Origin of the sequence: Feifania hominis (genome assembly GCF_014384765.1) — a bacterium.
Taxonomy (GTDB): domain Bacteria; phylum Bacillota; class Clostridia; order Oscillospirales; family Feifaniaceae; genus Feifania; species Feifania hominis.
In genome coordinates this window covers 84,096-103,364 of sequence record NZ_JACRSP010000002.1, presented here as the reverse complement: position 1 = coordinate 103,364, position 19,269 = coordinate 84,096, and the positions used below count along the sequence as shown (strand labels likewise).

At 57.8% G+C, this 19,269-nt stretch carries 15 protein-coding genes; 10 read left to right on the top strand and 5 right to left on the bottom strand.

Translation table 11 applies throughout. From position 1 onward, the window contains the following. Nucleotides 1-6: 6 nt before the first annotated feature. On the bottom strand, nt 7-1,119 hold the full coding sequence (locus H8695_RS03960; RefSeq protein ID WP_249299591.1) for a glycosyltransferase family 2 protein: 1,113 nt from the start codon (nt 1,117-1,119) through the stop codon (nt 7-9). A 293-nt stretch (nt 1,120-1,412) separates the two neighbouring features. Here H8695_RS03960 and H8695_RS03955 point away from each other — a divergent pair, with 293 nt between their 5' ends. After that, nucleotides 1,413-2,660: an AfsR/SARP family transcriptional regulator gene (locus tag H8695_RS03955; RefSeq protein WP_249299590.1), complete on the top strand. Its 1,248-nt coding sequence runs from the start codon at nt 1,413-1,415 to the stop codon at nt 2,658-2,660. Between the two features lie 86 nt (nt 2,661-2,746). Here the strand turns inward: H8695_RS03955 and H8695_RS03950 are convergent, their stop codons facing one another. After that, a complete protein-coding gene (locus tag H8695_RS03950; protein ID WP_249299589.1) occupies nt 2,747-3,106 on the bottom strand; it encodes a molecular chaperone Hsp90 in 360 nt (119 codons plus the stop codon). Nucleotides 3,107-3,283: 177 nt separating this feature from the next. Next, a complete protein-coding gene (locus tag H8695_RS03945) occupies nt 3,284-4,558 on the bottom strand; it encodes a nickel pincer cofactor-dependent isomerase, group 22 (RefSeq protein WP_249299588.1) in 1,275 nt (424 codons plus the stop codon). Between the two features lie 154 nt (nt 4,559-4,712). Here H8695_RS03945 and H8695_RS03940 point away from each other — a divergent pair, with 154 nt between their 5' ends. Further along, nucleotides 4,713-5,987, top strand: a complete 1,275-nt coding sequence (locus H8695_RS03940) for a redoxin domain-containing protein (RefSeq protein ID WP_249299587.1) — start codon at nt 4,713-4,715, stop codon at nt 5,985-5,987. Nucleotides 5,988-6,110: 123 nt separating this feature from the next. Here H8695_RS03940 and H8695_RS03935 read toward each other — a convergent pair whose 3' ends face one another. Then, on the bottom strand, nt 6,111-6,782 hold the full coding sequence (locus H8695_RS03935; protein ID WP_249299586.1) for a helix-turn-helix transcriptional regulator: 672 nt from the start codon (nt 6,780-6,782) through the stop codon (nt 6,111-6,113). 347 nt (nt 6,783-7,129) lie between these two features. On the opposite strand from H8695_RS03935, the gene H8695_RS03930 reads away from it, so the two are divergent. From H8695_RS03930 to H8695_RS03910, 5 genes are all read left to right on the top strand, one after another. Continuing rightward, on the top strand, nt 7,130-7,501 hold the full coding sequence (locus tag H8695_RS03930; protein ID WP_249299585.1) for a RidA family protein: 372 nt from the start codon (nt 7,130-7,132) through the stop codon (nt 7,499-7,501). 39 nt (nt 7,502-7,540) lie between these two features. Then, a complete protein-coding gene (locus H8695_RS03925) occupies nt 7,541-8,731 on the top strand; it encodes a pyridoxal phosphate-dependent aminotransferase (RefSeq protein ID WP_249299584.1) in 1,191 nt (396 codons plus the stop codon). Continuing rightward, nucleotides 8,728-9,924: an MFS transporter gene (locus H8695_RS03920; RefSeq protein ID WP_249299583.1), complete on the top strand. Its 1,197-nt coding sequence runs from the start codon at nt 8,728-8,730 to the stop codon at nt 9,922-9,924. Before H8695_RS03925 ends, H8695_RS03920 begins: the two co-directional genes overlap by 4 nt. A 27-nt stretch (nt 9,925-9,951) precedes the next feature. Continuing rightward, the gene (locus H8695_RS03915; RefSeq protein ID WP_249299582.1) at nt 9,952-11,355 is read left to right on the top strand and encodes a sodium:solute symporter family protein; all 1,404 of its coding nucleotides are present in this window, start codon (nt 9,952-9,954) and stop codon (nt 11,353-11,355) included. A 182-nt stretch (nt 11,356-11,537) separates the two neighbouring features. Further along, nucleotides 11,538-12,716, top strand: a complete 1,179-nt coding sequence (locus tag H8695_RS03910) for a pyridoxal phosphate-dependent aminotransferase (protein WP_249299581.1) — start codon at nt 11,538-11,540, stop codon at nt 12,714-12,716. A 61-nt stretch (nt 12,717-12,777) separates the two neighbouring features. Here the strand turns inward: H8695_RS03910 and H8695_RS03905 are convergent, their stop codons facing one another. Then, nucleotides 12,778-13,344: a TetR/AcrR family transcriptional regulator gene (locus tag H8695_RS03905; RefSeq protein WP_249299580.1), complete on the bottom strand. Its 567-nt coding sequence runs from the start codon at nt 13,342-13,344 to the stop codon at nt 12,778-12,780. A gap of 162 nt (nt 13,345-13,506) precedes the next feature. On the opposite strand from H8695_RS03905, the gene H8695_RS03900 reads away from it, so the two are divergent. The 3 genes from H8695_RS03900 to H8695_RS03890 are packed head-to-tail and all read left to right on the top strand — an operon-like array spanning nt 13,507 to nt 19,188. After that, the gene (locus tag H8695_RS03900) at nt 13,507-14,886 is read left to right on the top strand and encodes a TolC family protein (RefSeq protein WP_249299579.1); all 1,380 of its coding nucleotides are present in this window, start codon (nt 13,507-13,509) and stop codon (nt 14,884-14,886) included. Nucleotides 14,887-14,904: 18 nt separating this feature from the next. Continuing rightward, on the top strand, nt 14,905-16,077 hold the full coding sequence (locus H8695_RS03895) for an efflux RND transporter periplasmic adaptor subunit (RefSeq protein ID WP_249299578.1): 1,173 nt from the start codon (nt 14,905-14,907) through the stop codon (nt 16,075-16,077). Between the two features lie 6 nt (nt 16,078-16,083). After that, on the top strand, nt 16,084-19,188 hold the full coding sequence (locus H8695_RS03890) for an efflux RND transporter permease subunit (RefSeq protein WP_249299577.1): 3,105 nt from the start codon (nt 16,084-16,086) through the stop codon (nt 19,186-19,188). Nucleotides 19,189-19,269 lie beyond the last annotated feature (81 nt).

The following is a 19,269-nucleotide window of genomic DNA, read 5'->3' as shown; positions in this document are numbered from 1 at the left end:
GTATGCCTATTGTGCGGTTGATGCCAAACGGTCTTCCGGCACGCGGTTGGTCTGCTTTCTGTTCAGAAAGTAGGACTTGTTTTTTAAGTAGGTTCCGTCCTCCGGTTTAAAGCTGCCGGCGAGCTCATTGTAGTATTCAGCGTTCTCCCACTCCCCGAGCCGGTCGTAGCAGACACACATCCAGATGGCGGGAAGATAGCCGCAGGAGTCGACGCTGACAAAGGCGCCCGTGCGCTCGTCGGTCTTGCGCCCGAGGGCGAGCGCATACCAGAAGATGGCGTCACGGTAGCGGGCGCGGCTGCGAAACCAGTGCCCGAGATCACAGCAGAGCTCAGCGTCCGGCGGGCCGTAGCGCAGAGCCTGCAACAGCGCGCCGAGCGCGCCGTCGGCATCTCCCAATTCGCTTCGGCAGGCCGAGAGCAGACGGCAGGCGTCGATGTTGTTGACCACCCAGCCGCGCCCCTGTGAGAGAAAGCTCGCAAAGGCGGCGGCAGCTTCCTGATACCGGCCGGCATAGTAGAGTTCGCGGGCGTAGTAGAACTGCTCGCGGGGTGTGAGAACTCTGCCGCCGGCGAGCAGTTTCTCGAAGATGCGCAGATTTCGCCCGGGTTCGGCGGCGTGAAGTTTTTGGTGAGTTACGGCGAGAGGGGAGTGGAGAATGACACCCGACGGCGCGATGACCTCGTGCACGGCCCCCTCCCAGCGAAACTTGCCGCGCCGAAGAATCCGCTCGCGGTAATAGCTGAAAGTGGGGCGGCCGGCGCTGTCGAAGGCCGTGTTGTACTTCATCATAACGACGTCGGTCTCGGGCAGGAGAGAGCTCTTGAGTGCAATGAGTCCGTCGCGGTCTTCAGCGGTGAGCACATCGTCGGCGTCCAGCCACATGCAGTAGTCCATGGTCGCCTGGTCAAAGGAGAAGTTGCGTGCCGCCGAGAAGTCGTCAATCCACAAAAAGTCGTATACGCGATCCGTGTAGCGCAAGGCGATTTCGCGGGTCGAATCGGTGCTGCCGGTGTCGACGATGACGATTTCATCCACTGCACCCCGCACGCTGTCCAGGCAGCGCGCGAGCACCTGCTGCTCATTTTTGACAATCATACACAGACTGATTGTTGCCATGGTCATTCCCCCCAAACGTGATTTCTATCACATGGTATGCCGGGGGAGGGCAATCGGTTCGTGCGCCGGACTGACACGGCTGCTCACAGGCAGATGAGCTTTAAATGGAGGCGGGTGTGCAGCGCGCCTGCCGTAAAATTGAGACGAATTGTGTAAAAACGGGCAAAATTGACTGTTTTGTCGCCGCAAGGTATGAAATCACATTGAAAACCACCTGTTTTTGTTATAAAATGACAGCAAATCGCAATTACTAAGGATGTCAGTTTGTGGCTGTGAGTTCGAGGTGATTTTACATGTCCCCGGCGATTCTGAAAGTGAATATGTTGGGCGGTTTTTCCATTTCCGGCCCCAAGGGCAGCTTTGACGATGACAGCAATCGCTCCAGGAAGATCTGGCTGCTGCTGAGTTATCTGATTGTCCACCGCGGCCGGCCTGTTGCGCAGAGAGAACTCATTGACATGCTTTGGCACGATGAGGAGATCACGGATCCGTCGAATGCACTCAAGGCGCTGATCCACCGGCTGCGTCTGATGCTGGAAACACTCGGCGACTGGCCGGGCAAGAAGATGGTTGTCTACCGGGGTGACAGCTACTTTTGGAACGCTGATCTGCCCGTGGAATATGACACAGAGCTCTTCTCGCTGCGCTGTTCCCGCGCGGCGGCACAGGGAATTTCCAATGAGGAGCGGCTCCAGCGCTGTGAAGAGGCGATGGAGCTCTACTGCGGCCCGTTTATGCCGAAGTATGAAAATGAGACATGGACAACGCCGCTGCGTGAGCAGTACCACGACATGTATCGGGAGAATGTCCTTCGCATGGTGGAGCTTCTGCGGCCGAAAGAGAACTACCGCGAAATTGTGCGGATTTGCAACACAGCGCGGACCTTTGACCCCTATGATGAGGAACTCTACTACCAGACGATCCATTCGCTCATTCAGCTCGGAATGCAGCAGTCGGCGCTCAACCTCTATCGCCGCATGACAAGTCTGTTTCTCGAGCACTCTGGCCAGGCGCCGAGCGAACGCGTCACAGAACTCTGCCGCAACATCACCGAAGTCTCGCACAGCACCGAGCGGGATCTTGTGAAAATCTCGGAGCAGCTGCGGGAAAAGGAACAGATCAGCGGCGCCTACTACTGTAAGTACGACCTCTTTCGGGAGATTTACCGGCTCCTGGCCCGCACGATTTCGCATACGGCGCAGCCGATTCACCTGTGTCTGTTCACGGTTGCGAATCAGCGCGGAGAAATTCCCACCGCGGGAATCCTCAGTGGAGCGATGGAACGTCTGGCGAGTGTCATTCATGTCTCGCTGTGCAGTGGTGACGTCTACACACGGTACAGCCCGTCGCAGTTTTTGCTGCTTTTGCCCTCGGCGACCGAGCAAAGCGGAGAGCAGATTGCCGAGCGGATTCTAAACCGCTTCTGGCAGGGGCAGAATCAGCATGATCTGGTCATCAGCTACAAGCTCTACCCCATAATGCCGGCGCACACAGTTGCACCCGATGAGGATCAGTCAGAGTTGGCAGTGGCCGCTCCGTAGAGGTGGGCATTCTCCGCCCTGAAAATGTATGAGTAATGCAAAAGTGGCGCCCGTCAGCAATGACGGGCGCCACTTTTACCGATAGCTCACTTTAAAAGAAGTTCTTTTTTGCTGAGGATGGCCTCGCAGGCAGCACAGGCGGGGCAGTCGCAGTACTTCGCTCCGGCGGCCTTGATCTCTCTGGCATGTGCCGCGATGTTTTTGGCGGCCTCCGCACCGAAATGGGCAGCGCCCTCATTCGATTCGGCAAAGGCGATCAGACCGTCAATCGGCCCGATGTCCTGCTCGAGCTCGGCGATGTAAGCCTTTGTCGCCTGGGCCTCGTTTTCCGTGCCGAGAGCGTCCAGCCAGGCCTGCGCGGCGGCTTTCGCCTCGGCGCAGCAGGACGCCGCGCCGATGAGTTCATGGGTCTTCTCTACGATAAAGTTGCGTTCCGCAGTGTTCATATTATCTGCTCCTTTTGCAGTTGAATTTCCTCTATTTTACCACTGCCGGCAAGTGGACGCAAGGCACGCGACGCCCGTTTTGACTCCGTGCACAAAAATGAAAAAAGAGACACCCCGTGCAGCATGGGCATGGGGTGTCTCTGTGCGCTGTATCTTTGCGTTTTGCCTGAGGCGGTTTCACCAGAGGTTTCCGCTCTCGTCAAAGGGCCACGGTGTCGGCTCGCCGAGTATGGTGAGATCGGGGTTGGCGCGCGCTTCGTCGAGCATGGCCTCGGAGATGAGTATGGTGTCAAGACTCAGCGTGTCCCGGATGCGGATGATGCGCGGCTGGGCATGGTCGATCTCCACGCAGGTGCGCACCGCCAGCTGTACTGCCTCTCGGTCGGTGTTGACGAAGAGGGGAATCTTGACCCCCTCGAGCACATTGCAGGTGATGGCGTTTGGATAGGTGATTTCGGTGTCCAGCTTGTTGACGAGGCGGCGGGTCGTCACATCGGCCATTCCCGAGCCGTTTGCATTGCCGTGAGTCTCGTCTGTCAGATCCAGAACCACGATGCGCTGCGCGTCGAACTTGCTGTCGAGGTAGGGAGTCATGGGCCGGCCGGTGATGTTGGGGTCCATGCCGTCGCCGCTGATGTTTTTGCCGATCTTGTCCACCACGAGCACATCCGTGCCGGAGAAGAGAAGTCTGCCCATTTTGGCCTTTGCCTCGAGCAGAAGCCCGGGCTCGCGCTCGGGAATTTCTTCGGCTGTCAGCGCGACGGCCCTGCAGGTCTCGTCGTAGGCATTTTCAATCAGACCGACGCCTGCGATGACATTGGCGCTCTTCAGAATGACGTTTGCAATTTTGGGCATGTTGACCGCCATGTGCTTGAAGCCCGCGGCGTGGCAGAATTCAGCGCCGTACTGCTTGCCCATGCCGATGGTGGCCATTTTCATCAGGCCGCTCTCATAGGGCCCCTGAAAGCCGGTGTGGGCCTTGATGCGGCCGCAGAGGATGATGCCGTCCGCCTCGGCGGCAAAGCGGTCGATGTAGACGGGAATCCCGTCGTCGGTGCGGCCGATCTGAACGGTTTCCATGCTGCAGAGGATGGGACAGCCCATCGCCTGCTCGGTGACGCCGTAGCTGGTCAGAATGTCCCGCTGTCCCTCAGCGGTCGCGCCGCCGTGACTGCCCATAGCGGGGAAGACAAAGGGTTCACCGCCGCACTCGCGCACAAAGTCCACAATGGCGCGGGTGATGAGGGCGATGTTGGCGACACCCCGGCTGCCGCAGGTGATGGCAACACGCATACCCGGGTGCACGCGGCTTCGGATCTTCTCACGCATGAGTTCGCCGCGGACAATGTCGGGCAGATTGGCCGGCTCGATGCGCTCTCTGGAAAAATGCTGGCGAACTTCAACCATACGGGGCAGGGGAACATTGGCAAGCAGTTCGGATACCACTCCCATTTGACATACCGCCTCTCCTTTTGATACTACCAATACTCTACCATAGTGAAGCGACCTTTTCAATGTGACAAAGTCACGCAAAAACGACAGGAAAGTCTTGTGAGAACCCGGGGGATTGGATACAATAGCAGTATCAATTTCTGGAGGACATACCATGACACTACAGACCGGCGTTTCAGCGCTGACCGTATTTTTTCAGGGGCTGCTCAGCTTTTTCTCCCCCTGTGTTCTGCCGCTTGTTCCGCTCTACATCGGCTATCTCGCCGGCGGCGCAAAGACTGTGGGTGAGGACGGCGAGATCCGTTACCGCCGCGCAACGGTAATCAGAAACACGGCCTTTTTTGTGCTGGGCGTGAGTTTTGCCTTTTTTGCCCTCGGCTTTGGCTTTACAGCTGCCGGCCGCTTTTTCAGCGGCAACCGCGCGCTCTTTGCCCGCATCGGCGGTGTTGTTGTCATTCTCTTCGGTGCGTTTCAGCTCTTCTCCGACCGGCCGATGGGGCGTGAACACCGGCTGCCGTTTAACCTCTCCCGGTTTTCCATGAACCCGTTGGTGGCGCTTGTGCTCGGTTTTACATTCAGCTTTGCCTGGACACCCTGCGTGGGGCCGGCGCTGGCAAGCGTACTGCTGATGGCGGGCTCGGCCGCCTCCTCGGCGGCGGGCTACGCGCTCATCGGGGTGTACACCCTCGGCTTTGTATTGCCCTTTCTTGCGGTGGGACTCTTCACCGGGACACTTCTGAGCTTCTTTCGCAGGCACCGAAACGTCGTACGCTATACGGTTAAGGCGGGCGGCATTTTGATGATTGCCATGGGCGTGATGATGTTTACCGGCTGGATGAACGGAATCACAAGCTATCTCTCGGGATTTGGCGCGCCCAATCCCCCCGCGTCAACTTCCCAGAGCGGGCAGACGGAAAACGGCGGCAAAGAGGAACAGACCGGCCGGGATCCCGCGCCCGAAACAGAGCCGGACGCGATTGCCGCACCCGACTTCACTCTCACCGATCAAAACGGCGTGAGCCACACGCTGTCGGACTATCGGGGACAGGTGGTCTTTTTGAACTTCTGGGCGACCTGGTGTCCGCCCTGCCAGAATGAGATGCCCCACATTCAGCAGCTCTATGAGAAATATGAGGAGAACAGCGGCGAGGTCGTGGTGCTCGGCGTGGCGAATCCGCGCGACGAGGAGCACCCCCACAACAACGACAAGACCGCCGAAGAGGTGGCAGACTTCCTCGAGGCGGGCGGCTACACGTTCCCCACGGTGATGGATACGACCGGTGATGTGCTTGCGGCCTATGGAATCGGCTCTTTTCCGACGACCTTTATGATTGATGCCGAGGGCAATGTGTTCGGCTATGTGCCTGGCGGCATGACGGCAGACATGATTCAGTCGGTCGTCGATCAGACGCTGGCGGCGGGTGAGTAGAGACGTCTTCCCGCAGAGGGGAATGCCCCGGTATACAGGTGGTTCGGAGAAGAAACTTGAATATGACAGTAAAAAAGGCTGCGCCGAGGTGCGCAGCCTTTTTTGGCGCTGATGAGGAGACGATCACTTTTTCTCTCTGATATGGCGCAGGTGCAGATATACTGTGTTTTTGGAAATATTCATGGCCTCAGCCACGGCGGGTACGGCATTTTTGATGTTGAAAATCCCGCGCTCATGCAGCAGGGAGATGACCTCACGGTTTTTGAGCGAGGGGAGTACCGAGGGCAGAGAGTCCACCTGCAGCTGAGCCTGAGCCACGGCCAGAGCAACCATTTCATTGGCGTTTTTGCCGAAATTTTCTGTGATCTGCGCCGGGTCGAAAGTGGGGGCCGTCGGGCTGAAGACGGATAGAAATTCCGACAGAGATGTATTGAGGTAAAAATTGATACACAGAAGTCCGATGATGCGCTCGTGTTCCCCGTGAATGGCTATGGTGGTGGACTTGAGCGGATCGCCTTTTTGATTTCGCGTGAAGTAGGAAATAGCAGTAGACCCGTTGCTCTCATTGAGCTGATCGAGCATGGACAGCGCCAGATCCGTAATGGGGGCGCCGGGCTGACGGCCCGTGTGGTGGCCGTTGACAATTTTGATGACAGAAGCACTCGGATCCTCCAGACTGTGCAGAACAATCTCGTAGCCGTTTCCCAGATATTCGGCCAGACCGTCCAACAGCGCGGAACAGGACGCCAGAACCTGTCGGTCGACAGCGGTCAAGATCAGTTTACCCTGCTTCATTGTATGTCACATCCAAATCTTTTTCCATAGTTGCTCAAAACAAAATGGTACCATGGATTCAGGGGAATCCATGGTACTGGCCGTTTATCTGACGCCTCTGTAAAGGGCGGAACACGACCTGAATGAATAACAAAAACATTATATCATATAGAAATAGCGCAGAGAAGAGAAATCATCGTGATTTTATTGTCACCTTATTGGTCTGTGCTTTTTTTAGCTGTTTTTTCAGTAAAATCGCCAAAAAGATAAATTAAATTTTATTCATATAAGCAATTTACTAAAATATATTTTATTGCTATGATAAAAGTAAAGGGCGGTGCGCCCTAAAAAGGGAGGGAGTGATTCGCATGAAACAGATCAGCACATCCGCCGCGCCGGAGGCTATCGGCCCGTATTCACAGGGGTGGGTCGCCGGTGGGATGGTGTTCACCTCGGGACAGATTCCGGTGGACCCGGCAACCGGCTCGGTACCCGAGGGAATTTCCGCTCAGGCGGAACAGAGCTGCAAGAATGTCGGCGCAGTTCTGGCCGCAGCGGGGGTCGGCTACGAGAAAGTGGTGAAGACAACCTGCTTTTTGGCCGATATGGGTGACTTTGCCGTTTTCAACGAGGTCTACGCCCGCTATTTTACCGGAAAGCCGGCACGAAGCTGTGTGGCGGTTAGAGAATTGCCAAAGGGAGTACTGTGTGAAATTGAGGCCGTTGCGCTGGCCGAGTAGCGCAAGGCCTTAAAATGAACAAACGGGGAGGAATTGAACATGGTTGATTTTACCAACCAAAGCATCAACTTTGATGTTCTGCGCAAGCGGGCCTTCAACATGCGCTGGGCGGAGGTGCCGGAGGGTGTGATCCCGCTGACCGCTGCCGATACGGACTTTCCGCCCGCGCCGGAGATCAGCGAGGCGCTGATCGAGTACATCAAAGGCGGCTATTTTTCCTATACGCCCAAAAGGGGGTTCGCATCGTTTCGCACTGCGGTGTCCAAGGCGCTCAAAGAGCGCAAGGGCGAAGTGGTTGACCCCGAGCTGATTCTGCCGATCGACAGCGCCGCGCGCGGCATGGACGCGATTGCGAAAGCCATTTTGCAGCCGGGCGACGAAGCGCTGGTCTTTGATCCGGTGGACTTTCTCTTTAAGACGTCCATGACGGCCGCCGGCGCCAAGATCAACCTCTTCCCGATGAAATTCCGGGAGGATGGAACCATTGACTTCTCCGATCTCGAGAAGTACATCACGCCGAAGACCAAGATGCTGGGTCTGTGCAACCCGCACAACCCGCTGGGCAAGGTGTATCCCCTTGAGGACCTCGACCACATTCTGAAGCTGTCGGAGAAATACGGCTTCTACATCATGAACGACGAGATCTGGTCTGACATTGTCTACCCGGATGCCAAGTTCAACAGCATTTTGAATCTGGGCAACGAGCGCAACAGAAAGACTCTGTCGGTGTTCGGATTCTCCAAGAGCTTCGGCATTGCCGGTCTGCGCGCGGGGTGCGTCTACTGCCAGGATCCGGAGCTCTTCGAGAAAGTTGTGCGCGCCTCTCAGGTGGAGGACACCATCGGTGGCATTGACGCACTGTCCCAGGTCGCCGGCCAGGCCTGCGTGGAGAAGTGCTACTATTGGGTGGATGAGTTCATGGCGCACGTCACGAAAAACAGAGACTATGCGCTTGAGCGTCTCAACGCCATGCCCGGTGTGAGCTGCTACAAGCCCCAGGCGACCTTTGTGCTCTTCCCCGACGTGAGCGGCGTGGGAATGGAGGCGGAGGAACTGGTGGGTTATCTCGCCGAAAAGCACAAGGTATCCATCGTTCCGGGCGGCGCGAAATTCTTCGGCCCCGGCTCGGCGGGACATGTGCGTATCTGTCTTGCCACCAGCCACGAAGTGCTCGCCGAAGCGCTCGACCGCATTGAGGCGGGCATTCGAGAGGTCGCGCAGAGAGCATGAGCGAAGAGCCGAGAAGCGGGCAGGGGAGATTTCCGGCGTCTTTCTGGCTTCTGAGCGTCTCATCCATGCTGGCGGGGGGATACGCCATCATGCTCCTGTCCCTGACGCTGATGTATGGCAACGACAGCGGCTATTCCTCCGCGGCGGCCGGATTTCTGTCATCCGTCTTTGCGTTCAGCTCCCTGGGGGCGCGCCCCTTTACCGGGCTGTGGTGTGACCGCCGCTCAAAGAGAGCGCTGCTCATTTTGGCCGCGGCTGGGTTCGCCGTCACTCCGGTGGGATTTCTGCTCCATGCGCCCTATGGCGTATTGGTGGCCGTGCGGATTGTGCAGGGAATCTGTCTGAGTGTGGCGACAACGGCCGCAGGGGCGCTTGCGACCGAACTCATCCCGCGCGGACGCTTTACCGAGGGAATTGGCTACTACGGTATCGGAATGGCCGCGTCTTCCGCCATTGCGCCGGGCGTGGGGCTCTGGCTCCACAGCAGTTTTGGCTATCTGGGTGTGTTTTTGTTCAGCAGCATTCTCGGCGTCGCCGTCATTGCGCTGACTCTTCCCGTTGCAGTGCCGGCCGCGCGGCGGGAGCAGGGTACTGTGCGGGCAAGAGGTTCTTTTCTCCGGGAGATGGTGGAACCGACCGCGCTTTTCGCCACGGCGGTCACACTGGTGCTTTCCGTGGCCCAGGTGACGGTGATGCAGTTTCTCAGCTACTTTACGGGAGAGTGGGGCATGTCGGGAACCGGCCTGTTCTACCCCGTCTCGGCGGTGGCTGTGATCGGTTTGAGGGCCGGGGCAGGACAGCTTCGCAGATGGGCTTCGGAACGCAGAATTCTGTTCGCCGGCTTTCTGCTGCTGATTGCGGCTTATGGGGGCCTGTCCCTCTTTCACCCATCGGCGGTTCTTCTCGCGGCGCTGGCGCTTTTCTATGGTTTGGGGCACAGCATGTCCGGCATGGTGCTCAACTCCATGGCCGTCGCGGATGCGCCGCCTGAGCGTGTCGGCGCTGCCAACGCAACCTACCTGTCCGCAAGTGACCTTGGTTATGCGCTGGGGCCCATTCTCTGGAATGTCTACTGCGCCCAAAGCGGATACCGCAGCATGTTCGCGATTGCGGCCGTGCTTGTCACGGCAATGCTTCTCGTGGTGTGTGCAAATTTTAGCATCAAAAAAAGAGAAACCGAGACTGGGAAATGAAAATGTTATAGAGAGGTTGAGTGTTTTATGGAAAAAATTCTCATAGCCATTCTGTATATCGCGGCAATCCTGTTCATCGGCGTCATGGCTGGACGCAAGGTGAAAACCGCCGATGAATTTGCCGTGGCAGATCGCAATATCCCTTTCTGGACCAACGTATTTTCGATGTCGTCCGCCTGGATCGGCGCCGGCTCGACGCTGGGCTGCGCGAGTATGTGCTACGCCTACGGCATTTCGGGCTTTTACCTTGCCATCGGCGTGGGCCTGGGCTCCGTTCTGGCGAGCGTGGTCTTCGCAAAACGAATCCGCATGGAGAATGTCACGACTATCCCCGAGCTGATTCGAAAACACCTGGGCAAAACCTGTGCCGACGCCATTGCGCTGCTGGCCATTTTCTCGACGTTCTCCGTCGTCGCGTCTCAGGTCCGTTCGCTTGGCACCATTCTCAACATGTTCATCCCCTCGCTGCCTCTGCTGACGGCCATGATCATCATGACGGTCATCATGCTGATTTACACGGTCATCGGCGGTATGACCGCCGCGACCAAGACAGACAAGCTGAACATCGGTCTGATGGTGCTTGCCGTCATGATTATTCTGCCGATTCTCTCACTGGTAAGCGTCGGCGGCGTGTCCAATATGGCCAAAACCATTCAGGCAGCCGAGCCGCTGAAGATGAAAGTCGCCGGTATGGTGGGCTGGGGAACCATGATTTCGTCCGGTCTGTACTTCGGCTGCAGCGGCATGGTCAACAGCGAGAACTTCCTGCGCGTCTGCGGCGCCCGCAGCGCAAAAGAGGCTCAGGGAGCCTCTCTGGTCGGCACGCTGATGATCTATTTCCCCTATCTGCTCTTTGCGAGCCTTGTCGGCCTTGTCGGCAGCGCGCTGCTTCCGGGCCTTGCGTCCTCTGACGCCGTGCTTCCTGCGATGATCGACAAATTTGCGGGCCCGCTTCTGGGCGCCGTTCTCCTGGCTGCACTTCTGGCCGCCGTCATGGGGACCGCTGCCTCCGTTACCATGCTGACGTCCGTAACCATTTCGCGCGACATCATCGGCCGCTTCAAGAGAGATATGACTGACAAGCAGATGCTGACCACACAGCGGATACTGATGATTCTTGTAGCTGTTGCAGGTCTTCTTGTCGGCTATTTCGGCTCCTCGATCGTCTCCATCATGGAAGATGTCGGTGCCCCCTCCGGTGCGGCGCTTGTGCCGATCTTCTGCGGTTTGTTCTTCTGGCGCAAGAAGATGAACCCGAAGGGCAGTCTCATCACCATCGGTGTCGCGGTGGCGTCCACTCTGATCTACTGGGCAGCGGGCTCTCCGCTCGGCATCAGCCACTTCCTGTTCGGTCTGGCCTGCTCCACAGTGACCATGTTCGTTGCAAACAGTATTTGCTACAAACCTGTTCCGGTAATGGATAAGCAGTGATTGAAAGGAGAGTACTTATGGGAATCATCGACTATATCATCATTGCCATCGGATGTGGACTTGGCATCGCCGTCTTTTACAACATGATTCGGGAAATGGTTCATAAATAAAGCTGGAAAAAGGGGGGAACAGATGTCCGGAAGACGTCTGTTCTCCTCTTTAACAAAGAAAGGAGCGTTTCCATGCGTTACGACAAAAACTGGGAAAATCTCTATTTCCCCGATTTTTCTCCCTTTGCAGCGCTTGATCCGCAGAGGGGTATCATGCTGATGAGCGCCGACATGTTTGCCCCCGACGGCACATTTCCAAAAGAGGTGAAAGATGCCATCCACAGAGCGGTGGATGAGGATCAGCTCCACTACCCGTCAAACGCAGTGCGTGAGGAGTTTCGCGCAGAGGTTGCAAAGAAGCTGCGGGAGTTCAACAACATTCATCTGGATGACAAAACGAAACTTCTGATCGTGCCCGGTTCGGCGTTTGGGCTCTTTTTGTCCATCCGCACGCTCATCAATCCCAACAGCGGAGACGAGGTCATCAACTTTACCCCCACGTTCGCTGAGAATATGAACGATGTGACCATGATGGGCGCAAAAAACGTCTTCTGTCCTCTGCACGAGGAAAACGGCTATCAGATCGATGTGGATGAGCTTGAGACCTACATCACGCCGCGCACAAAGTGCATCATTGTGACGCATCCTGCAAATCCCATCGGAACGGTTTACCCGCGCGAGACGCTTGAGAAGTTGGCTGCGCTTTTGAAAAAACATGACATCTTCGCCGTGGTGGATCAGGTATTTGAGCGCTGTGTCTACGACGGCAGGGAGTACACCACCTTTGCCTCTCTGCCGGAAATGGCGCAGCGTACGCTGACGGTATTCGGCCCCTCCAAGGAGCTGCGCCTGTCGGGGCTGCGTATCGGCTATGTCACAGGGCCGGCGGAACTCATTGACAAGATGGAGGTCGCGACCGACAACTATGTGGGGCTGCCGAATCCCCTGTCGCTGGTCGCCTGTACAGAGGCGTACCGCCATTTGGAGTACACAGAGCAGTGGCTCGCGATTCTGGAAAACCGCCGCAACGTGGCAAGGGAGATTCTCAACGACATACCAAATGTCTCCTGCCCGCTGCCTCCGGCTGGCTTCTCGTTCTGGTTGGACGTGCGCAAACTCGGCAAGTCCGACGAGATTGTGGAGTACCTGGTGAAAGAGGCACAGGTGGGCGTCGGCCCCGGTACCTGGTTCGGTATCAACTGTGAGGGCTTTTTGCGGGTGATGTTTGCCTGCTACCGGGACGATGAGACGGTCTACGAGGCCTGCCGCCGGATCGCAGTGGCGCTGAAAAAATACCAGGGCATTGCATAGTAAATCGACACAAAAAAGCGGCGGGCACATTGCCCGCCGCTTTTGGCGTGGGGACCCGGTGTCACGGCAGCGCCTCCCGGTCATGAAACCTGCTTTTACAGTCGCCCTTGAGTCCCACGGTTTTCATCAGTGTACGGGCCATCTCCTCCGCGGGGACATCCGCACCGTTTTTGAGCCAGTCAAAGAGCATTTTGTAGAGGCCTCCCGCGAGAAAGGAGCGCCCGTAGGGCGAGGGGGGATTGGCAAGAGGCGCCTGTGAGAGCATCCGGTCAAAATAGCCGAAAAACTGTTCCATCAGCAGAGATTCCACCCCGGCGTGGATGATGGTCTCACAGAATTCCATCTCCTGTTGGTGAATGTACCGAAAGATGGAGAGAAACGCCTCGTAGGTAGACAGATCTCGCTGGTTTAAAAGCCAGGAGTAGTAGGTCTCAAAGCTCTGGTCCGAGTGCTGCCAGAGGATGGCCTCCTTTCGGCGGTAGCTGCGGTAATAGGTCATACGCGAGACACCCGCCCTCTCGCAGAGCTCGCCGACGCTGATTTTGGCAAACGGCTTTTCTCGCATCAGCTTGATCAGCGCCGTATACATGCACTGCTGCAGAAATTCCCTGTGCTTTGACTGTTCCATGAACAAATCCTCTCTTTTGTCACACCTTTGCGGCGGCACATTGACGTGTTTTTTTGCAGATGTTACAATTATAACACACAGACGGCAATGTTGAAAACATCCACCAGCTTTGGATAGAGCCGGTGGATGTTTGCCTTATTTTAACGAGTGAGGAGACAAGAGATGAGCAAAAAAGCAGTGGCAATGGTACTGACGGTTGTGCTGGTGTTCTCCCTGTGCGGCGCGACAGCGCTCGCCGACGGGGAGACGCCTCCCATGCAAACCGATCCGGCACAGGTCGTTTCCGATGAGCAGACACCTCAGCAGGACACACAGACGCCGGCCGACCCGGAGGGGACGCTCTCCTATGAGAATTTGGAGCAGAGAGTTCGCGCAGGCGATTTGAAGATTCTGATTCTGGAGGAGAATATCGCGAGAGCCGAGTCTGTCGATTTTACACAGCTCAAAGAGGAGCTACGCGACCAGCTCAACACCATTGCCGACAAGCAGTGGTCACTCATTACGGCGGGAGGCTCGTTTGGCAGCCCGGAGATCTCTTTTAGTCCTGAGTTTATGGCAAATCCCGACAACCAGAAACTGCTCGGCGTCATCGGCGCCATGCAGCAGGGCATGAGCGCACTCACGTCGCTTGCCACCTCCTCGGCGCGCCAGTCGCTCGATCAGGCGTACGCTACCGCGCGCGAACAGTTTGACGCCCTGCAGGACGGCGAGACGCAAAAGAGCATTGCCGACGGGGTACGCCAGATGCGGGATATGCAGAATGCGGAGGTCATGCTGGCGCAGGCCACCTACATACAGCTTGTGGAGCTCAACGCCGCGCTCAACACACTCGACCGCTCGCTCGCAGCGATGGACCGGCAGATTGAGGAGCTCGAGCTGCGCTATGAGCTCGGGCAGATCTCGGCGCTGACGCTCAAACAGGTTAAGACCGCGCGCAGCTCGCTTGCGAGCCAGCGTGAGAGCTACGCCCTGACAGCCAGAACGGGCCTGATGGGCCTCGAATTCATGATCGGCGCCGGACCGACAGGCACGACGAAGCTCACCGCTCTGCCGCTGGTCACCAAAGAGCAGCTCGCGGCAATGGATCTGGAAAAGGATCTCGAGGCCGCCCAGCAGGCGAGCTACAGCCTGTACTCCGCAAAAAAGACGCTTGACGACGCCGAGCAGACATTCAAGGACGCCCAAAAGGAGTACGGGGAGCGGGAGTATCAGTATACCCAGGCGCAGCACACCTGGCAGGCGGACCAATACACCTATGAGGCTACGATCAAGGGCTTTGAGATATCCTTTCGCACGCTCTACGCCCAGGTGAAAGACTATGCACAGGTTCTCGACGCAGCGCAGACCGCACTCGCCGTTGAACAGGAGAGTTACGCGGCCGAGCAGCTCAAATACGAGCAGGGGAACCTCTCGCACAACAAGCTGCTCGACGCGGCGGATACCCTTGCCGCCGCGCAGGACAAGGTCGACACGGCACAGAGAAATCTCTTCTCAGCGTACAACAACTACCGCTGGGCCGTGGACTGCGGCATTTTAAACTGACAGGAGGCATATTTCGCCATGCAAACCAGAAGAATTCTATCACTCATTCTCGCCGCCGCCTGTATGCTGACGCTCGGCGGCTGTCAGAGCGCAGATGAGTCACCCGAAGGGGACGCGCCGACCGAGACCGGTGTGGCCGTTCAGGTCACGCAGGTGACGCTCGACACCGTTTCGACCGAAAACAGAGTTTCGGGCAAAATTGTGGCCGACAGCGAGACCTCCATCATGGTGGCCTCCACCGCCAAGTGCACGGAGGTCTATGTGCAGGCGGGCGACGAGGTTGAGGCGGGCGACAAAATCTGCCGCCTGGATCTGGAGAGCACCCTCTCCTCCTACAGCGCCGCTAGCATCAGCTACCAGTCGGCGGCGAGCAGCTACCAGGACCAAAAGGCCATTTTCGACAAGCAGGTGGCCCTCTACGAGAAGAATCTCAAGGATACCCGGGCGCTGCTTGAAATTGGGGCAGCATCCCAGGCCGAGGTTGATGCGGCCGAGCTCAATCTCATGACAGCGAAAGCCCAGAGGGACTCGACGCTTGCCCAGCTGGAGGCCGGCATGCAGAGCTACAAGTCCAACATGGAGCAGCTCAAGCTGGTCATTGAGAATGTGGACGCCGACGGCAACGTGATCGCCCCGGTGTCCGGAACGCTCGTGTCGCTCTCCGCAGTGGAGAACGGCTTTGTATCCGCCTCCATGCCGGTGGCGGTCATCAACGGTGTGGAACAGATGAAAGTGTCGGTCTCCGTCTCGGAGGCGCTGGTGCCAAAACTGGGCATCGGAGACGAGGTCGACGTATCGGTTTCGGCGGTCGATGCGAACTTTACGGGTACCGTCCGCTCGGTGGAGAAGACGGCAAATCTTCAGACAAAGCTCTATGCGGTGACCGTCTCGGTGCCGGCGGATGTGCCTGGGCTTCTCTCGGGTATGTCTGCCGACGTGACTTTCCACACGGACGTGTCGGCGGGCGCGGTTGTCGTTCCGAGCGAGGCCGTTCTCACAAGCGGTCAGACGCAGTATGTCTATGTGGTGGAAGAGGGGCTCGCAAAGTATGTGGAGGTGACCACCGGCCTGATCGGAAACGGTGTGACGGAGATCACTTCGGGTCTCGAAGCCGGCGCAGAGCTGGTGACGACGGGCCAGACCTATCTCAGTGACGGCGAGCCCGTTCGCATCGTCACGGTGGAGGGCTAGAGCCGGATGAATATCGCCAAGTTCTGTATCAAACACAAGGTCACAACGCTGATGGCAGTCATCATGGTCGTCATCTTCGGCGTGGTATTCACCACACAGCTTCAGATGTCCCTGCTGCCGGATATGGAGGCGCCGGCAGCTGTGGTCATGTGCTATTACAACGGCGCAAACCCCAGCGACATGGAGGAATTGGTGACCCGCCCGCTGGAGTCGGCCATCATGTCGGTTTCCGGCGTCGAGTCGGTGAGCTCCTCCTCATCGGACGGGGTCAGTCAGATTCAGATCACCTACGTCGAGGGTACGGATCTCGACATCGCAGCCACCAAGCTGCGCGAGCGCTTTGATATGCTCACGCTGCCCGACGGGGCCATTGACCCAGTCATTGTCAACATCAACATCAGCGACCTCATGCCAACGGCCATGGTCGCACTGATGGGTGACGACCTCTCACAGCTTCAGACCCTTGCGCAGGACACGGTGATTCCGGCGCTCGAGCGCATTGACGGCGTGGCGCAGGTCACCATTTCCGGCGGGGTGGAAAACCAGATCGCCGTGGAAATAGACACCGCCCGCGCCACCGGCCTTGGCCTGTCAAACACCTACATCTCCCAGATGCTGACCGCCGAAAACCTGCTCTATCCCGGCGGCAGTGTAAAAAACGGCTCACAGAATCTCACAGTATCCACCGACGCCAAATATCAGTCGGTGGAGGAGGTCGCCAACACCATTTTGCCACTGCCGACCGGAGGTACCATCCGGCTGGCAGAGGTTGCACGGGTGGGCCTTGAGACGACCGATCCGACGACGGTTGCAAAGCTGGACGCCACGCCCTGCGTTATTTTGCAGGTGTCCAAACAGTCGGGTGCAAACGAAGTCACAACGTCGCGCGCGGTGACACAGACACTCGAGGAGCTTCACGAAAAGACGCCGTCTGTGGTCTATTCGGTGCCCTATCTGGCCTCCGATTACATCACCATCGCGGTGGATGCCGCGATTCAGAATATCATTCTGGGTGTCGTTCTCGCCGCCGCCGTGGTCTTTGTCTTTCTGCGGCGCTTCGGGGCGACGGCAGCCATCGCGGTCTCCATGCCGGTCTGCATTCTGTCGGTCTTTGTGCTGATGAATGTGTTTGACCTGACACTGAACATGATGAGCCTCGGAGGCATCGCCATGGGCGTGGGCATGATCGTTGACAACTCCATCGTGGTGCTGGAAAACATCTACCGCTACGCCGGCAATGGCAGCAGCCGCATGGAGGCCTGCGTCGAGGGGACCCGAGAGGTACTGCTCTCTCTGACCACCTCCACTCTGACCACTGTGGCAGTCTTTCTGCCGCTCGGCCTTGCGGGCGGTCTTGCCGGCATGATTTTCACCGATTTTTGTCTGACCATCTCCTTTCTGATTCTGGCGTCGCTGGTCATTTCGGTAACGCTTGTGCCGCTGCTGTGCTATTTTCTGCTGGACGACCGGCGCGGGCTTGAGCACAAGCGCCACATGGCCCAGAGAGACCCCGAGAAGACTCTCGGCGGGCGGCTGATGAAGCTCTATCAGAAGATTCTCGACTACTTTTTGCGCCACCTGGGTTTTGGAATGCTTGCCTCCGTGGCGCTTGTGGTATTCTTTAGCGTGTGCTGTCTGTCGACGAATATGGTGCTCATGCCGGAGATGGACCAGGGGACTGTATCCGTTGCCGTGAGTATGCCGGTGGGCTCCGAGCTTGAGCAGACCACGGCGGTTGCTGACCGGGTAGTGGCCATCGCGCAGGAACATGTGCCAGAGCTCGACTATCTCTACTACACGGCCGAGCCGGAGTCGGCCTCGGTCAATTTGAACCTGGTCGGCCGGGCAGACCGCTCGCGCAGCAATGCTGAGGTGGCGGATGAGCTGCGTCTTCTGCTGCGGGATATTGCCGGCTGTGAAATTACAGTAGATTCGTCGGGAATGACCGCCATGCTCGGCGGGGGAGACGACATCAGCGTGGATATCACGGGTACGGACTACGAAACGCTCGCGGTGATTGCCGATGATCTGGTTGAGCGCATCTCCGAACTCGAGGACGCGGTGGAAGTGACAAGTTCGGTGTCCCGCCAGGTGCCGCAGGTGAGTGTGCGCATGAAGCGCGAAGCGGCCGCGCAGTACGGTCTGACCGCGGCCACAGTGGGAGCGGCCGTCCGCTCGGAGCTGACCGGTGCCACGGCGACCACTGTGACAATCCGAAACAGGGAGCTCGACGTTGTGGTGCGCGGTGACGGCGCCGCCTCCGGCAGTCTCGACGCGCTGCGCTCCATGCCGGTGGCAACACCCTACGGCGGCACGGTACCGCTGTCCGCCGTGGCGCAGGTGGAGGTGAGCCTCGCGCCGCAGACAATCACCCGCGTCAACCAGTCCCGTCAGGTGAGCGTCACAGGTGACACGATCAGCGGAAATACAACCGCCATCACCGGGCAGATCAATCACATTCTGGAGAGCTACCCCATGCCCGACGGCTATACGGCTGAGATCAGCGGCGCCTACACCAGCATGATGGAGAACTTCGGCGATCTGTTGCTCGCGCTCATTGTGGCGCTGGGACTTGTGTACTTTGTGCTGGCGTCCCAGTTTGAGTCCTTTCTCATGCCGGTCATTGTCATGATGATTCTGCCGGTCGCCTTTTCGGGAGCGCTGTTCGCGCTGCCGCTGACAGGTCGCGATCTGTCGATGGTCTCGCTGGTGGCGCTGATTATGCTGGCGGGCACCGTGGTCAATTCCTCCATCATTCTGGTCGACTACATCCGCCAGCGGCGCGAGCAGGGAGAGAGCCGGGAACAGGCGATCCTGCAGGCGTGTCCGCTGCGTGTGCGCCCGGTGCTGATGACCACACTGACGACGATTCTGGCGCTGGTTCCCATGGCGCTCGGCATCGGTGAGTCCAACGAGATGATGTCCGATATGGGCATTGCCATGATCAGCGGCATGGTGATCTCCACGGCGATTACGCTGCTGTTCACCCCCGTTTACTACTCGGTTATCGACAATCTCAGCCGACTCTTCCGCCGAAAGAGAGGTGGCGGCGAGCCACAGGTGAACTGGGAGACCGTTTTACAGGATGAGACAATCGAACAGAAGAGCTGACCAACAGAGCAGGCGGGTATTTTTCCCGCCTGCTCTGTTAGCAGAACCCCCCGTTGGCGCATAAAATGAAGTGGCGGCCTG

What these genes read in the sequence shown, in the direction of transcription:
- H8695_RS03960 (WP_249299591.1), bottom strand. Translation starts at nt 1,119, where the DNA reads ATGGCAACAATCAGTCTGTGTATGATTGTCAAAAATGAGCAGCAGGTG.
- H8695_RS03955 (WP_249299590.1), top strand. Translation starts at nt 1,413, where the DNA reads ATGTCCCCGGCGATTCTGAAAGTGAATATGTTGGGCGGTTTTTCCATT.
- H8695_RS03950 (WP_249299589.1), bottom strand. Translation starts at nt 3,106, where the DNA reads ATGAACACTGCGGAACGCAACTTTATCGTAGAGAAGACCCATGAACTC.
- H8695_RS03945 (WP_249299588.1), bottom strand. Translation starts at nt 4,558, where the DNA reads ATGGGAGTGGTATCCGAACTGCTTGCCAATGTTCCCCTGCCCCGTATG.
- H8695_RS03940 (WP_249299587.1), top strand. Translation starts at nt 4,713, where the DNA reads ATGACACTACAGACCGGCGTTTCAGCGCTGACCGTATTTTTTCAGGGG.
- H8695_RS03935 (WP_249299586.1), bottom strand. Translation starts at nt 6,782, where the DNA reads ATGAAGCAGGGTAAACTGATCTTGACCGCTGTCGACCGACAGGTTCTG.
- H8695_RS03930 (WP_249299585.1), top strand. Translation starts at nt 7,130, where the DNA reads ATGAAACAGATCAGCACATCCGCCGCGCCGGAGGCTATCGGCCCGTAT.
- H8695_RS03925 (WP_249299584.1), top strand. Translation starts at nt 7,541, where the DNA reads ATGGTTGATTTTACCAACCAAAGCATCAACTTTGATGTTCTGCGCAAG.
- H8695_RS03920 (WP_249299583.1), top strand. Translation starts at nt 8,728, where the DNA reads ATGAGCGAAGAGCCGAGAAGCGGGCAGGGGAGATTTCCGGCGTCTTTC.
- H8695_RS03915 (WP_249299582.1), top strand. Translation starts at nt 9,952, where the DNA reads ATGGAAAAAATTCTCATAGCCATTCTGTATATCGCGGCAATCCTGTTC.
- H8695_RS03910 (WP_249299581.1), top strand. Translation starts at nt 11,538, where the DNA reads ATGCGTTACGACAAAAACTGGGAAAATCTCTATTTCCCCGATTTTTCT.
- H8695_RS03905 (WP_249299580.1), bottom strand. Translation starts at nt 13,344, where the DNA reads ATGGAACAGTCAAAGCACAGGGAATTTCTGCAGCAGTGCATGTATACG.
- H8695_RS03900 (WP_249299579.1), top strand. Translation starts at nt 13,507, where the DNA reads ATGAGCAAAAAAGCAGTGGCAATGGTACTGACGGTTGTGCTGGTGTTC.
- H8695_RS03895 (WP_249299578.1), top strand. Translation starts at nt 14,905, where the DNA reads ATGCAAACCAGAAGAATTCTATCACTCATTCTCGCCGCCGCCTGTATG.
- H8695_RS03890 (WP_249299577.1), top strand. Translation starts at nt 16,084, where the DNA reads ATGAATATCGCCAAGTTCTGTATCAAACACAAGGTCACAACGCTGATG.